The organism is Nocardia sp. NPDC003963 (assembly GCF_053605105.1).
On sequence record NZ_JBSGIP010000084.1, the window covers coordinates 1 to 13117 of the forward strand.

Here is a 13117-nt window from a genome sequence, read left to right on the forward strand (position 1 = left end):
GTTCAGGCCTCGAGACTCGCGCCTTCGGCGCATGCGCTTCGAGGCCTGAACGGCGGGACGGGCCTCAACCCTTTGTGGTGTCTCGTATGACTCGACTCGGGTGGGTTGCGGGGGCATTGACTGTCCGGTCGGCATGCGGGTCTGTTGGGGGTGGGTTTTCGTCCGTTCGAACTGCGGGGCCGGGGCGGGCATATGTCGGGGAATGTCTCGCGGGGTGTCGGGGCAGCCGGTATGTGGAACTTCGGCCGGGCTGTGGTCGTTGTCCTGTGGTAGCGGTTCTGGCCGAAACTCGCGCGTCGTGTCGCGCGCCACGTATACAGGAGTGCTATGCACGGGCACGGGTTTGCGAATGGGATGAAAACGTTCGGTCTCATGGTCGGACTTTCCGCGCTGATAGTGCTGGCGGGGGCGGCGTTCCGGAACCCGACCATTCTGGTCGTCGCGGTCCTTCTCGCCGTGGCGATGAACGGCTATGCCTATTTCAACAGCGATAAGCTCGCGTTGAAGGCCATGCGGGCACAGCCGGTGAGCGAGATCGAGGCGCCGGCGATCTACGGCATAGTGCGTGAGCTGGCTACGACCGCCCGGCAGCCGATGCCGCGGCTGTACATAAGTCCCACGAATGCGCCCAACGCCTTCGCTACCGGGCGTAATCCGCGGCACGCCGCGGTGTGCTGTACCAGCGGTATTCTGCAAATTCTGGACGAGCGGGAATTGCGGGCGGTGCTGGGGCACGAACTCTCCCATGTATACAACCGGGATATTCTGATCTCTTCGGTTGCGGGAGCGATGGCCGCGGTGATATCCGGGCTGGCGAATTTCGCGTATTTCGCGGCGGCGTTCGGCGGTAACCGGGGTGGTTCCGGTCCGAATATCTTCGGTGTGTTGCTGGTCTCGCTGCTGGGCCCGATCGCCGCGGGGCTGATCAAGCTCGCGGTATCGCGATCACGGGAGTACCAGGCCGACGAGTCGGGTGCCGAACTCACCGGTGACCCGCTGGCGCTGGCATCGGCGTTGCGCAAATTGGAGCGCGGTGTGCAGGCTGCGCCGTTGCCGCCCGAGCCCCGGTTGACCGCACAGTCACATCTGATGATCGCGAATCCGTTCCGCACCGGTGATCGGATGGCCAGGATGTTCTCGACACATCCGCCGATGGCGGATCGGATCGCGCGGCTGGAGCAGATGGCCGGTCGCTGAAGGCTCGGGCCGGTCGGCTACCGGTAGTTCACGAATTGCAGGGCGATCCCGAAATCGTCGCCTTTGAGCAGCGAGATCACGGCTTGCAGATCATCGCGCTTCTTGCTGCTGACGCGTAATTCCTCGCCCTGGATCTGCGCTTTGACGCCTTTGGGGCCTTCGTCGCGGATCTTCTTGGAGATCTTCTTGGCGTGTTCGGAATCGATTCCCTGGACCAGGGTCCCGGTGATCTTGTAGGTCTTGCCGGAGGCGACGGGCTCACCCGCGTCGAAGGCCTTGAGCGAGATATCCCGCCGGATGAGCTTTTCCTTGAACACCTCGAGCGCGGCTTTCACCCGCTCCTCGGATTCGGCGGTGAGCACTACTTTGTCCTCGCCGGACCATTCGATTTCCGCACCCGTGCCGCGGAAGTCGTAGCGCGTGTTCAGTTCCTTCTCGGCCTGGTGCAGGGCGTTGTCGACCTCCTGCCGCTCGACCTTGCTGACGATGTCGAATGATGAATCGGCCACACTGCGCTCCTGTTCGCTGTTGGATCACCCGGGGTGCTTACGCAAGCTACCTCGTCGGTGCCGCGGGACTGCGCCGCCATGGTGATCGGGGCTGTTCGAGCGATCTGGCCAGCGGGTTTGCATTCGGGGTGCGGGTTCGTTGTATCCTGCTGAGCGCACTGGGAAAGCGATCGAAAGATCAAGAGTGCGGTACGAGGCAGGTTGCCCGAGCGGCCAATGGGAGCAGACTGTAAATCTGTCGGTGAAAGCCTACGTAGGTTCGAATCCTACACCTGCCACTCCGAACCCCCGCCGGTGAACACCGGCGGGGGTTCTGTTCTTCCGCGGTCCGCTGCCGGGTGGGAGGCAGTCGGCCCGTTCATCGGAAAATATGCTCTGACCTCTCGGTTTGGAGCTCATGGCGGTGAGTGTGTACTCTCGTTCAAGTCTTCGAGGCAACGGGTACGACGTCGTCGGTTCCGCTGCTGAGAGGTCGTGCCCCCTTAGCTCAGTCGGCAGAGCGTTTCCATGGTAAGGAAAAGGTCAACGGTTCGATTCCGTTAGGGGGCTCGCCGGATTGCCGGTGGTGTCCGACTCGGCACTCCAAGCCGCGACGTCGCCGTTGCAGATGGTACGTAAGGCGGTGTAGCTCAGTCGGTAGAGCAAACGACTCATAATCGTTGTGTCGCCGGTTCAAGTCCGGCCATCGCTACCCATACTGATTGACCCTCTGGTTGACCGGAAAGAAGGCATATCGTGGCCGCGAAGTCCACCGATGTCCGGCCAAAGATCACCTTGGCCTGCGAGCAGTGCAAGCATCGCAACTACATCACCAAGAAGAACCGGCGCAACGACCCGGATCGGCTGGAACTGAAGAAGTTCTGCCCGAACTGCGGTACGCACCGGGCGCATCGCGAATCCCGCTGATCCTCGTGTGACGCCGCTGCGGTAGCAGCGGGTCCCCGAGCGTCCGCGCGCGGTTTTTCGGCGTGTCGGATGTTCACGACATCACGGTGATTCCCGCCGGAATTTTTCCCGGCGGTGGGCCGAGGGTGTTGCGGGTTCCGTATTACCGCCCGATCGCGGCGTCCTGGTCCTATGGTGGTGACGCGAACCACCGATCCGCGGCCGAACGCCGGTCGCGGTAATGATCAGGCGGCTACTCGGCCCTTCTCGGTCACGCCGACTTCTATCTTCAGGCCCGACGTCCAGCCGCCGTGCAGACTCCGTGCTGCGGGGTCAGATAGGTACAGTCCTCCCGTGACAATCAACACCGGTACAGACGAAGCGGTCGCGACGGATGCGGAGTTCGATCCCGCCGCGCATGCGGCCGCCATGGTCGGTCACCACTATCGTGTGGACGACTACTACGAGGTCGGCCGCGAAAAGGTGCGGGAATACGCTCGTGCCGTCCAGGACAGCCATCCGACCCACTGGGACGAAGATATCGCCCTGGAATTCGGCTACGACGGCCTGGTCGCTCCGCTCACCTTCATCTCCCTCATCGGGATCCTGGCCCAGCGTAAGCTCTTCGAAACGGTCGTCACCGGTTACGACCTGAGCCAGATCATGCAGACCGACCAGATCCTGGAGTTCCACCGGCCGATCGTGGTCGGCGACCAGTTGATCTGCGATGTGCATCTGCATTCTTTCCGGCAGGCATTCGGTGGCGACATCATCGTCACCAAGAACATCGTCACCGATCAGCGTGACGAACTCGTTCTCACCACCTACACCACTCTGGTCGGCCGCAGCGGCGGCGATATCGACCCGAATCTGAACGATGCGGTCCGCAAGGTCCTCATGCACGGGATGGACGCGGCGGTGCCCGATCACACCCCGCGCACCCGGCACGAGGTCCCGGCCCCGGCGGTGGGCGATGTGGTGCCGGTCCGGTTCGCCCGGTCGTTCGACGAGGTCTCGGTCGGCGACGAACTGCCCGCTCGCATCGTCCAGCTGACCCGCGGTGATCTGGTGAACTACGCCGGCGTCTCGGGCGACGCGAATCCCATCCACTGGAGCGACGAGGTCGTCAAACTGGTGGATCTGGACACCTGTGTCGCGCACGGCATGCTCTCGATGGGTCTGGGCGGCGGTTTCGTCACCTCCTGGCTGGGTGATCCCGGCGCGGTGAAGGAGTACAACGTCCGGTTCACCAGTCCGGTATTCGTGAGTGCCACCGAACCGGCCGAGGTCGAGTTCACCGGCAAGGTCAAATCCTTGGATCCGGAGACGAAGACCGCGGTGATCGCGATCGTGGCGAAGTCCGGTGGTCGCAAGATCTTCGGCCGGGCCACGGCTACCGTGCGGTTGTCCTGACCTGGTCGAGCGACCCTGATTGGCTTCCGCCGCCGACCGTGCCGTACACTCGGGATTCTGGGGTCACCAGCCGATGCGCGCTGCTCTGCAAGGCTGGTTCCAGGCGGGGTTCGAAAATACCGGCCGAGTAGGCCGAGTAGGCTCGAGCAGAATCCGGTTTCGACCGGCCCCGCCGACGGGGCCGGCGCTGCCGGAGCGGCGCGCGTGTTGTGTGACACCAGCGCTGATAATTGAATATCGCAGTGTGGCTGTTTCCCGACAGTGTCGGAATTCGGCCGAAGGGGCGTAGCTCAATTGGTAGAGCACCGGTCTCCAAAACCGGCGGTTGCAGGTTCAAGTCCTGTCGCCCCTGCCCTGGATGTCAGCGATGAGAGAGGATCGACGTGACCGACGAGCGGGACACCCGCCGCGGCGGATACGGCGCCGACGACGGCGATGATGCCGCCGCTGCTGCGCAGCGTCCGAGCGGAAAGCGCTCCGCTCGCCGGGGCCGGTCCGCCTCATCGGGCGCGTCCGATACCGGTTCGATCGCTACGATCGATCGGTCCACGCGTAAGTCCGAGACCAAGTCCGGCCGGACCGATCGCGAACGGTCGCGTAATCCGTTCGTCCGGTTGTTCAAGTTCCTGCGTGAGGTGATCGCGGAACTGCGGAAGGTTATCTGGCCCAACCGGAAGCAGATGATCACCTATACGACCGTTGTTCTGGTGTTCGTGGTCTTCATGGTCGCGTTCATCAGCGGGTTGGATCTGGCGTTCATCAAGGGTGTCGACTGGTTGTTCGGTTAGCCAGGCGATATCGGAGCCGGTAACCGATCCGCACCGCGGGCCGGACGGAGCCCGACGCCGTGCCCGAACCCCCGGCACGCAGAGGATGCACGTGACGACACAGGAAGCGAGTGCCCAGTGAGCACCCCGGAGAACGACACCACCGACGAGTTCCCGGTCGACGATCAGACGGCCGAGGAGGCCGCCGTATCCGTCGAGGAGCCGGCGTCCGACGCCGCGCCCGAGGCTGCCGAAGAGGCCGCACCCGCATCCGCCGACGCGGAAGAGCCCGACCCGGTCGAGCAGATGAAGGCCGTGCTGCGGCGTGCTCCCGGTGACTGGTACGTCATCCACTCCTACGCCGGCTACGAGAACAAGGTGAAGACCAACCTCGAAACCCGTGTGCAGAACCTGGACCTGGAGGAGTACATCTTCCAGGTGGAGGTGCCCACCGAAGAGGTCACCGAGATCAAGAACGGTCAGCGCAAGAGCGTCAACCGCAAGGTGCTGCCCGGTTACATCCTGGTCCGGATGGATCTGAACGACGAATCCTGGGGTGCGGTCCGCAACACTCCGGGTGTCACCGGTTTCGTGGGCGCGACCTCGCGTCCCTCGCCGCTGACCATCAACGACGTGGTGAAATTCCTGGTTCCGGCGTCGCAGCAGAAGAAGGCGGCCGCACCGGCCACCGCCGCGGCCGGTGGCGAGACCGCCGGCGAGACCAAGGCCAAGCCCACCATCGAGGTCGATTTCGAGGTCGGCGAATCGGTGACGGTGATGGACGGTCCGTTCGCGACGCTGCCCGCCACCATCTCCGAGGTCAACGCCGAACAGCAGAAGCTCAAGGTGCTCGTCTCCATCTTCGGACGCGAGACCCCGGTCGAGCTGGAATTCACCAAGGTCGCCAAGATCTAGTCGGCGGCGCCTGTGTTTCCCGGGGCATGACCCCGGGTCGGAGCTTGCAGAGAGCAAGGAACACCACACCCTAGGAAAGAAAGATGCCCCCCAAGAAGAAGAAGCTCGCCGGGATCATCAAGCTTCAGATCCAGGCCGGCGCCGCGAACCCGGCTCCCCCGGTGGGTCCGGCGCTCGGTCAGCACGGCGTCAACATCATGGAGTTCTGCAAGGCGTACAACGCCGCGACCGAATCGCAGCGTGGCAACGTCATCCCGGTCGAGATCTCGGTATACGAGGACCGGTCCTTCGACTTCAAACTGAAGACCCCGCCGGCCGCGAAGCTGCTGCTGAAGGCCGCCGGTGTGCAGAAGGGTTCGCCCGAACCGCATCGCAACAAGGTCGCCACGGTGACCATGGACCAGGTGCGCGAGATCGCGAAGACCAAGCAGGAAGATCTGAACGCCAACGATATCGATCAGGCGGCCAAGATCATCGCCGGGACCGCGCGCTCGATGGGTATCACCGTCGAGGGCTGAGGCGGTACCTCCGCCTTCGCTACGGCCTCGGCGCCTGCGGGTGTTGGGTCGAAGTAGCGTGGGGCGAACGCGAATCGCTTTCGGTGGGAGGGCCGGCCAGGCCCGATAACCACAGCTGAACCAGGACATTGCGGCGTGAGCGCCGGGTGCGCATCACGAAGCCCCGGGAACGCCGCCGATAGAAACAGGACAGAGAAACATGGCAAAACGAAGCAAGGCGTATCTCGCCGCCGCGGAGAAAGTCGACCGCACCAAGCTGTACTCGCCGCTGAGCGCGGCGCGGCTGGCCAAGGAGACCTCCACCACCAAGACGGACGCGACCGTCGAGGTCGCCATTCGGCTCGGCGTCGATCCCCGTAAGGCCGACCAGATGGTTCGCGGCACCGTGAACCTGCCGCACGGCACCGGTAAGACCGCCCGCGTCATCGTGTTCGCGGCCGGTGAGAAGGCCGCCGAGGCCGAAGCCGCGGGTGCCGACGCCGTCGGTGCCGAGGATCTGATCGAACGGATCCAGGGCGGCTGGCTGGATTTCGACGCCGCGATCGCCACCCCCGACCAGATGGCCAAGGTCGGCCGTATCGCGCGTGTCCTGGGCCCGCGCGGTCTGATGCCGAACCCGAAGACCGGCACGGTCACCACCGATGTGACCAAAGCGGTCAACGACATCAAGGGCGGCAAGATCAACTTCCGGGTCGACAAGCAGGCCAACCTGCATATCGTCATCGGTAAGGCGTCGTTCGACGACAGCAAGCTGGTGGAGAACTACGGTGCCGCGCTGGACGAGATCCTGCGGGCCAAGCCGTCGACCGCCAAGGGGCGTTACGTCAAGAAGGTGACGGTTTCGACGAACACCGGACCGGGCATCCCGGTGGACCCGAACCGCACCCGCAACCTCCTGGAGGAGGACGCGTAGGCGTCACCCCGTAACAGGATCACCGCGACGGCGGGAGCGTCACTCGACGCTCCCGCCGTTTCCGTGTATCACCGGGCGGCGCCGACTCGCATACTCGCGAACGTATCGCCGTCCGAGCTGTATTCGCGGGTCGCGGGGCGAAACGGCCGTGGCCGGGTCCGCGACGCGGACGACCGAGGCTCGGGTCGAGCAACCGGAGGACCGCGACCGCGGGTGGGCTTTCCCGGCACGCGCATGCCGGGCGTATCCGCGAGCATGACGAGCCCCGGTGTTGCCGTCTCGTGTCCCGTTGCCGGCATCCGCGGCGTCGGGGCTCGGCCGGGCGGACTAATTCCGCCGCGAGCATCGTTGCCGCAGTGTGTGACGGTGGTATTGCTGATTTCCGGGAGTACGCGCGCGGGCTCCACCAATTCGGCCGCCCTCCGTACCGTCCGAGCCGTATCGCCGGCCGGAATCGAGGCGCGGTGGTACGGCGGCTTGACCGCGCTGCCCGCATTCGTCCCCGAGGCCCCCGAGCCCGCCCCTCCCGAGGTTCTGGAGTTACGGGAACAACTGGCGGTCGCGGATGCGGTGTTGTTCTGTACGCCGGAGTACGCGGGCACGCTGCCGGGAAGCCTGAAGAACCTGCTGGACTGGACTGTCGGTACCGGGGATCTGTACGGAAAGATCGCGGCCTGGATCACTGTCGCGGCGTCCGGGCGCGGTGGCGGCGCGACGGCGGCGCTGGCACAGGTGCTGGGGTACGTGGGTGCTGATGTGGACGAGGCGCTCTGTACGCGACTGCCCCTGTCCCGTGCGGATATCGGCGAGGACGGGCTCGTCGTCTCGCCGGAGTTCCGGGCCGGCGCGGGGAGAGTACTGCGTGGGCTGGCTACGCGCCGCCGGGGTTCCGGGGGCGATCGTCGCGCACCCGACGACGAGATCGGCTAGGACCGGCCGGGTATCCGGTCGACCCCGCTATCGCGACCGTTTTGCCAGATGAGGCAGCGTCCGGGTATGCTCGATCAGGTTGTCGACCAGTTCGGCACCACCAATCCGTTCTACCGAAGACCGTTGGTCGTCGATTCCGTATGGAATCGGTCGAAGGTCCGGCGAGAGTGCCGGCGGCCCACGCAGGGAGAGCCGAGGCTGGAAGCGAACACGGTTCATCCGTGTGGAGATACTCTTTCGCGCCCCGGAACGCTCTGCGTTCGGGGCGCTTGTTCTTTTGCCGGCCCCTGATTCGGTAGGGCATTTCCATACCGACATCAGAGAGGAGGCGAAGTATGGCGAAACCCGAAAAGGTTGCCGCGGTCGCGGAGATCGCCGAGCAGTTCAAGGGCTCGACGGCCGCAGTCGTCACGGAATACCGTGGCCTGTCCGTCGGTGCGCTCACCGAACTGCGTCGTGCGCTCGGTGCCGACGCCACGTACTCCGTCGCCAAGAACACCCTGGTGAAGCGCGCTGCGGCCGAGGCCGGCGTGGAGGGTCTGGACGATCTGTTCGTCGGACCCACCGCGATCGCGTTCATCGCCGGTGAACCGGTCGACGCCGCCAAGGCGCTGAAGACCTTCGCGAAGGATCACAAGGCGCTCGTCATCAAGGGCGGGTACATGGACGGCGCTGCGCTGTCCGTGTCCGAGGTCGAGCGGATCGCCGATCTGGAATCCCGCGAGGTCCTGCTGGCCAAGCTGGCCGGTGCCATGAAGGGCAATCTGGCCAAGGCCGCCGGTCTGTTCAACGCTCCCGCTTCGCAGGTGGCCCGCCTGGCCGCCGCGCTGCAGGAGAAGAAGCAGGCCGACGGCGGCGAAGCCGCCGCCGAGTAACAGCCGGATACTCCGCTGACGCTCGCGTCCCCATTCGCGGAACGGTCGATTCCGGCTCGCCCGCACAGACATTCACCATCGAAAGGAAACAACAATGGCCAACGTTGACGAGCTGCTCGAAACCTTCGGCAGCATGACCCTGCTCGAGCTGTCGGACTTCGTCAAGAAGTTCGAGGAGAAGTTCGAGGTCACCGCCGCTGCTCCGGCCGCCGTCGCGATCCCGGGTGCCGCCCCGGCCGCCGCCGAGGCCGCCGAAGAGCAGGACGAGTTCGACGTCATCCTCGAGGGTGCCGGTGACAAGAAGATCCAGGTCATCAAGGTGGTCCGTGAGATCGTCTCCGGCCTGGGCCTGAAAGAGGCCAAGGACCTCGTCGAGGGTGCGCCGAAGCCGATCCTGGAGAAGGTCGCCAAGGATGCCGCCGAGGCCGCCAAGGAGAAGCTGGAAGGCGCCGGCGCCAAGGTTTCGGTCAAGTAATACCGACCGGCACTGCCGGAAACGGGCGGTCCCCACGGGGGGCCGCCTGTTTTCTCATTTCCGGGGCGGTTTTTCTCGTGCGCTGGTTAACGACGGTTCTGCCGTATCGAACGCGCCAACCATGGTTACTCTTCGGTCAGGTCGGGTGTGCTATGGACGTGCCATGGGTTACAGTGACCGGACCCGCTGTGACGTGACGCACCGCTACCGGGTCTGTGGTGCAAAGCGGGTAGCTCGCTGAGAAATGTGGAGGTTGGCGTGGGCGTCGAGGTCAGGACCGAGAGTGTAACCAAGTCGTTCGGTTCACAACGGATTTGGCAGGACGTTTCTATTACCCTGCCTGCCGGTGAGGTCAGCGCGCTGCTGGGCCCGTCGGGTACCGGTAAGTCCGTATTCCTGAAGTCGCTGATCGGCCTGTTGCGGCCCGAGCGCGGCTCCATCTTCATCGGTGGTACCGATATCACCACCTGCTCCAACAAGGAGCTCTACGAGATCCGGAAACTCTTCGGTGTGCTGTTCCAGGACGGTGCGCTGTTCGGCTCGATGAATCTCTTCGACAATGTGGCCTTCCCGTTGCGTGAGCATACGAAGAAGCCCGAGTCCGAGATCCGCAAGATCGTCATGGAGAAGCTCGAGCTCACGGGTCTGCTCGGGGCCGAGGGCAAACTGCCCGGCGAGATCTCCGGTGGTATGCGTAAACGTGCCGGGCTGGCCCGGGCGCTGGTGCTCGATCCGCAGATCATCCTGGTCGACGAGCCCGACTCCGGTCTGGACCCGGTGCGTACCTCGTACCTGAGCCAGCTGCTCATCGATATCAATGCCCAGATCGATGCCACGATCCTGATCGTGACCCACAACATCAACCTGGCCCGGACGGTACCGGACAACATCGGCATGCTGTTCCGTCGTCAGCTGGTGATGTTCGGCCCGCGTGAGGTGCTGCTCACCAGCGAGGAGCCGGTGGTCAAGCAGTTCCTCAACGGTCGCATGATCGGCCCCATCGGTATGTCCGAGGAAAAGGACGAGGCCCAGATGGCGCGCGAACAGGCCATGGTGGACGCGGGTCATCACCACGGTGGCGCCGAAGAGGTCGACGGCATCATCCCGCAGATGAAGGCCCAGCCGGGTATGCCGGTACGGCAGGCCGTGGAACGGCGTAAGAACAGGGTGCGCGAGATCATGCACACCCTGCCGCACGCCGCGCAGGTCGCCATCCGGGAATCGCTCGATCAGAACGACGAGACGATGGTCATGTCCTACAACTCCAGCGGGCCCGCCGGCAGTGATCGTGGTAACGATTTCCCGGGGTCGGATTTCGACACCATGCAGTATCCCAAGGTGTAGACACAGCTTGTTTCCAGAGCAGCGCGTCGGGTTCCGTACCCGGCGCGCTGTTTCGTGTTCCGGGCGCCTCCGGCCGGCGCCTCCGGCGCGGCGTATCCGGCCGGAACAGCGGCGATACGGGCAGACATTACTGATCTTGTAGTGCGGCCGGAGATCCGAAGGACGCCAGGTCGGCACGGGCACTTGACGAGTTTCGCCGGACCAGTCACGCTATTGGTGGCGGCTTCGGCCGCCGTCGGTAGTGGACGACCGCCAGCGCCGAATTCGTTGTCGGAGGCTCTGCCCGTGGACCGGAACGCAGCCAGCGGAACCGGCCCGGCGCGTCAGCCCCGCAACGCTTCGCCGGGGTGGTACTTTGACACCTCCGTATAGGTAGGTGTAGGTTTGGACGTTGCGCTGGCTGCCTCCTGTCCATTCCTTGATCGCACTACGAAAGTCCCACCCTTCCGGTGTTGCTTCCGTTGTTTGCTGTTCGAGTCTCGTTCGGGTCGTGACCAGCGAGAATCCCAAAATGTAGCAGACAAGCGACGGTCGCGGACCACCACGCGACGCGCGTGAGGTGCTGGAAGGACGCATCTTGGCAGTCTCCACCCAGACAAGCGCCAATACGAAGCTGGGAGTTTCCGGGGGTATCCCGGGGGCTCCGTTGCGGGTGTCTTTCGCGAAGATCCGGGAGCCGCTGGAGGTGCCCGGACTTCTCGATCTACAAACGGAATCTTTCGCCTGGTTGGTCGGCACGCCGGATTGGCGTGAGCGCGCAGCCGCTCGCGGTGACGGCGGGCTGGTCGGCGGGCTCGAGGAAGTTCTCGAAGAACTCTCCCCGATCGAAGACTTCTCCGGTTCGATGTCCCTGTCTTTCTCCGATCCTCGTTTCGAAGAGGTCAAAGCCTCTATCGACGAGTGCAAAGACAAGGACATGACCTACGCGGCGCCACTGTTCGTCACCGCGGAGTTCATCAACAACAACACCGGTGAGATCAAGAGCCAGACGGTCTTCATGGGTGATTTCCCGATGATGACCGATAAGGGCACCTTCATCATCAACGGCACCGAGCGTGTCGTGGTGTCCCAGCTGGTGCGTTCGCCGGGCGTCTACTTCGACCATTCCGTCGACAAGAGCACCGAGAAGGATCTGCACAGTGTGCGGGTCATCCCGAGCCGTGGCGCCTGGCTGGAATTCGACGTCGACAAGCGCGATACCGTCGGTGTGCGTATCGACCGCAAACGGCGTCAGCCGGTGACCGTGCTGCTGAAGGCTCTCGGCTGGACGACCGAGGAGATCACCGAGCGTTTCGGCTTCTCCGAGATCATGATGTCCACCCTGGAGAAGGACAACACGGCCGGCCAGGACGAAGCGCTGCTCGATATCTACCGCAAGCTACGCCCGGGCGAACCGCCCACCAAGGAGTCCGCGCAGACCCTGCTGGAGAACCTGTTCTTCAAGGAGAAGCGCTACGACCTCGCGCGCGTGGGTCGCTACAAGATCAACAAGAAGCTCGGCCTGCACCCGGGTGAGGCGATCGACGGGTCCGTGCTGACCCGCGAGGACATCGTCTCGACCATCGAGTACCTGGTGCGGCTGCACGCCGGCGACCGGACGATGACCGCCCCCGGCGGTGTCGAGGTGCCGGTCGACGTGGACGATATCGACCACTTCGGCAACCGTCGTCTGCGCACCGTGGGCGAGCTCATCCAGAACCAGATCCGGGTCGGCCTGTCCCGGATGGAGCGCGTGGTCCGCGAGCGGATGACCACTCAGGACGTCGAGGCGATCACGCCGCAAACCCTGATCAACATCCGTCCCGTCGTGGCCGCGATCAAGGAGTTCTTCGGAACCTCCCAGCTCTCGCAGTTCATGGACCAGAACAACCCGCTGTCGGGTCTGACCCATAAGCGCCGCCTCTCGGCGCTGGGCCCCGGTGGTCTGTCCCGTGAACGCGCGGGCCTCGAGGTCCGCGACGTGCACCCCTCGCACTACGGCCGCATGTGCCCGATCGAGACCCCGGAAGGCCCGAACATCGGCCTGATCGGTTCGCTGTCGGTGTACGCGCGGGTCAACCCGTTCGGTTTCATCGAGACGCCGTACCGCAAGGTGGAGAACGGCCGCGTCACCGACGAGGTCAAGTACCTGACCGCCGATGAAGAGGACCGGCACGTCCGGGCCCAGGCCAACTCGGCGGTCGACGCCGACGGCAATTTCGTCGAGGACCGGGTGCTGTGCCGCCGCGGTAACGAGGAAATGGAATTCGTCGACGCCACCGAGGTCGACTATATGGACGTGTCGCCGCGTCAGATGGTGTCGGTGGCGACGGCGATGATTCCGTTCCTGGAGCACGATGACGCGAACCGTGCCCTGATGGGTGCGAATATGCAGCG

The 13117-nt window shown here is 64.3% G+C and carries 12 protein-coding genes, 4 tRNA genes and 1 pseudogene; 16 read left to right on the forward strand and 1 reads right to left on the reverse strand.

Features of this window, described 5'->3' with window-relative positions; translation table 11 throughout:
- Positions 1-327: 327 nt before the first annotated feature.
- On the forward strand, positions 328-1197 hold the full coding sequence (gene htpX / locus ACWEWT_RS37785) for a zinc metalloprotease HtpX (protein WP_452565714.1): 870 nt from the start codon (positions 328-330) through the stop codon (positions 1195-1197).
- A 17-nt stretch (positions 1198-1214) separates the two neighbouring features.
- Here htpX and ACWEWT_RS37790 read toward each other — a convergent pair whose 3' ends face one another.
- Positions 1215-1706: a YajQ family cyclic di-GMP-binding protein gene (locus ACWEWT_RS37790; protein ID WP_452565715.1), complete on the reverse strand. Its 492-nt coding sequence runs from the start codon at positions 1704-1706 to the stop codon at positions 1215-1217.
- Between the two features lie 195 nt (positions 1707-1901).
- Between ACWEWT_RS37790 and ACWEWT_RS37795 the strand changes: the two genes are divergently transcribed.
- From ACWEWT_RS37795 to ACWEWT_RS37865, 15 genes and pseudogenes are all read left to right on the forward strand, one after another.
- A tRNA-Tyr gene (locus ACWEWT_RS37795) sits at positions 1902-1984 on the forward strand.
- Between the two features lie 198 nt (positions 1985-2182).
- Positions 2183-2255, forward strand: a tRNA-Thr gene (locus ACWEWT_RS37800).
- A gap of 69 nt (positions 2256-2324) precedes the next feature.
- Positions 2325-2397: transfer RNA gene (locus tag ACWEWT_RS37805), tRNA-Met, on the forward strand.
- 44 nt (positions 2398-2441) lie between these two features.
- On the forward strand, positions 2442-2612 hold the full coding sequence (gene rpmG / locus ACWEWT_RS37810; RefSeq protein WP_011211653.1) for a 50S ribosomal protein L33: 171 nt from the start codon (positions 2442-2444) through the stop codon (positions 2610-2612).
- Between the two features lie 339 nt (positions 2613-2951).
- Positions 2952-4004, forward strand: coding sequence for a fused (3R)-hydroxyacyl-ACP dehydratase subunits HadA/HadB (locus ACWEWT_RS37815; RefSeq protein WP_452565726.1), 1053 nt, complete (start codon positions 2952-2954; stop codon positions 4002-4004).
- Between the two features lie 279 nt (positions 4005-4283).
- Positions 4284-4356 (forward strand) — tRNA-Trp (locus ACWEWT_RS37820).
- 31 nt (positions 4357-4387) lie between these two features.
- Entirely contained in the window at positions 4388-4792 is a 405-nt protein-coding gene (gene secE / locus ACWEWT_RS37825) for a preprotein translocase subunit SecE (protein ID WP_452565716.1), read from the forward strand.
- A gap of 117 nt (positions 4793-4909) precedes the next feature.
- Positions 4910-5686, forward strand: coding sequence for a transcription termination/antitermination protein NusG (gene nusG, locus ACWEWT_RS37830; RefSeq protein WP_452565718.1), 777 nt, complete (start codon positions 4910-4912; stop codon positions 5684-5686).
- An 83-nt stretch (positions 5687-5769) separates the two neighbouring features.
- The gene (rplK, locus tag ACWEWT_RS37835) at positions 5770-6204 is read left to right on the forward strand and encodes a 50S ribosomal protein L11 (RefSeq protein WP_030525641.1); all 435 of its coding nucleotides are present in this window, start codon (positions 5770-5772) and stop codon (positions 6202-6204) included.
- A 199-nt stretch (positions 6205-6403) separates the two neighbouring features.
- On the forward strand, positions 6404-7117 hold the full coding sequence (gene rplA, locus ACWEWT_RS37840; protein WP_452565720.1) for a 50S ribosomal protein L1: 714 nt from the start codon (positions 6404-6406) through the stop codon (positions 7115-7117).
- Between the two features lie 366 nt (positions 7118-7483).
- A complete protein-coding gene (locus ACWEWT_RS37845) occupies positions 7484-8047 on the forward strand; it encodes an NADPH-dependent FMN reductase (RefSeq protein ID WP_452565721.1) in 564 nt (187 codons plus the stop codon).
- 335 nt (positions 8048-8382) lie between these two features.
- Positions 8383-8922, forward strand: a complete 540-nt coding sequence (rplJ, locus tag ACWEWT_RS37850) for a 50S ribosomal protein L10 (protein WP_452565722.1) — start codon at positions 8383-8385, stop codon at positions 8920-8922.
- 94 nt (positions 8923-9016) lie between these two features.
- Positions 9017-9397, forward strand: coding sequence for a 50S ribosomal protein L7/L12 (gene rplL, locus ACWEWT_RS37855; protein WP_452565723.1), 381 nt, complete (start codon positions 9017-9019; stop codon positions 9395-9397).
- 258 nt (positions 9398-9655) lie between these two features.
- Entirely contained in the window at positions 9656-10741 is a 1086-nt protein-coding gene (locus tag ACWEWT_RS37860) for an ABC transporter ATP-binding protein (protein WP_452565725.1), read from the forward strand.
- A 559-nt stretch (positions 10742-11300) separates the two neighbouring features.
- Positions 11301-13117 (forward strand): annotated as a pseudogene (locus ACWEWT_RS37865) (DNA-directed RNA polymerase subunit beta); the annotation flags it as partial.

What these genes read in the sequence shown, in the direction of transcription:
- rplK (WP_030525641.1), top strand. Translation starts at nt 5,770, where the DNA reads ATGCCCCCCAAGAAGAAGAAGCTCGCCGGGATCATCAAGCTTCAGATC.
- htpX (WP_452565714.1), top strand. Translation starts at nt 328, where the DNA reads ATGCACGGGCACGGGTTTGCGAATGGGATGAAAACGTTCGGTCTCATG.
- rplA (WP_452565720.1), top strand. Translation starts at nt 6,404, where the DNA reads ATGGCAAAACGAAGCAAGGCGTATCTCGCCGCCGCGGAGAAAGTCGAC.
- rplL (WP_452565723.1), top strand. Translation starts at nt 9,017, where the DNA reads ATGGCCAACGTTGACGAGCTGCTCGAAACCTTCGGCAGCATGACCCTG.
- rplJ (WP_452565722.1), top strand. Translation starts at nt 8,383, where the DNA reads ATGGCGAAACCCGAAAAGGTTGCCGCGGTCGCGGAGATCGCCGAGCAG.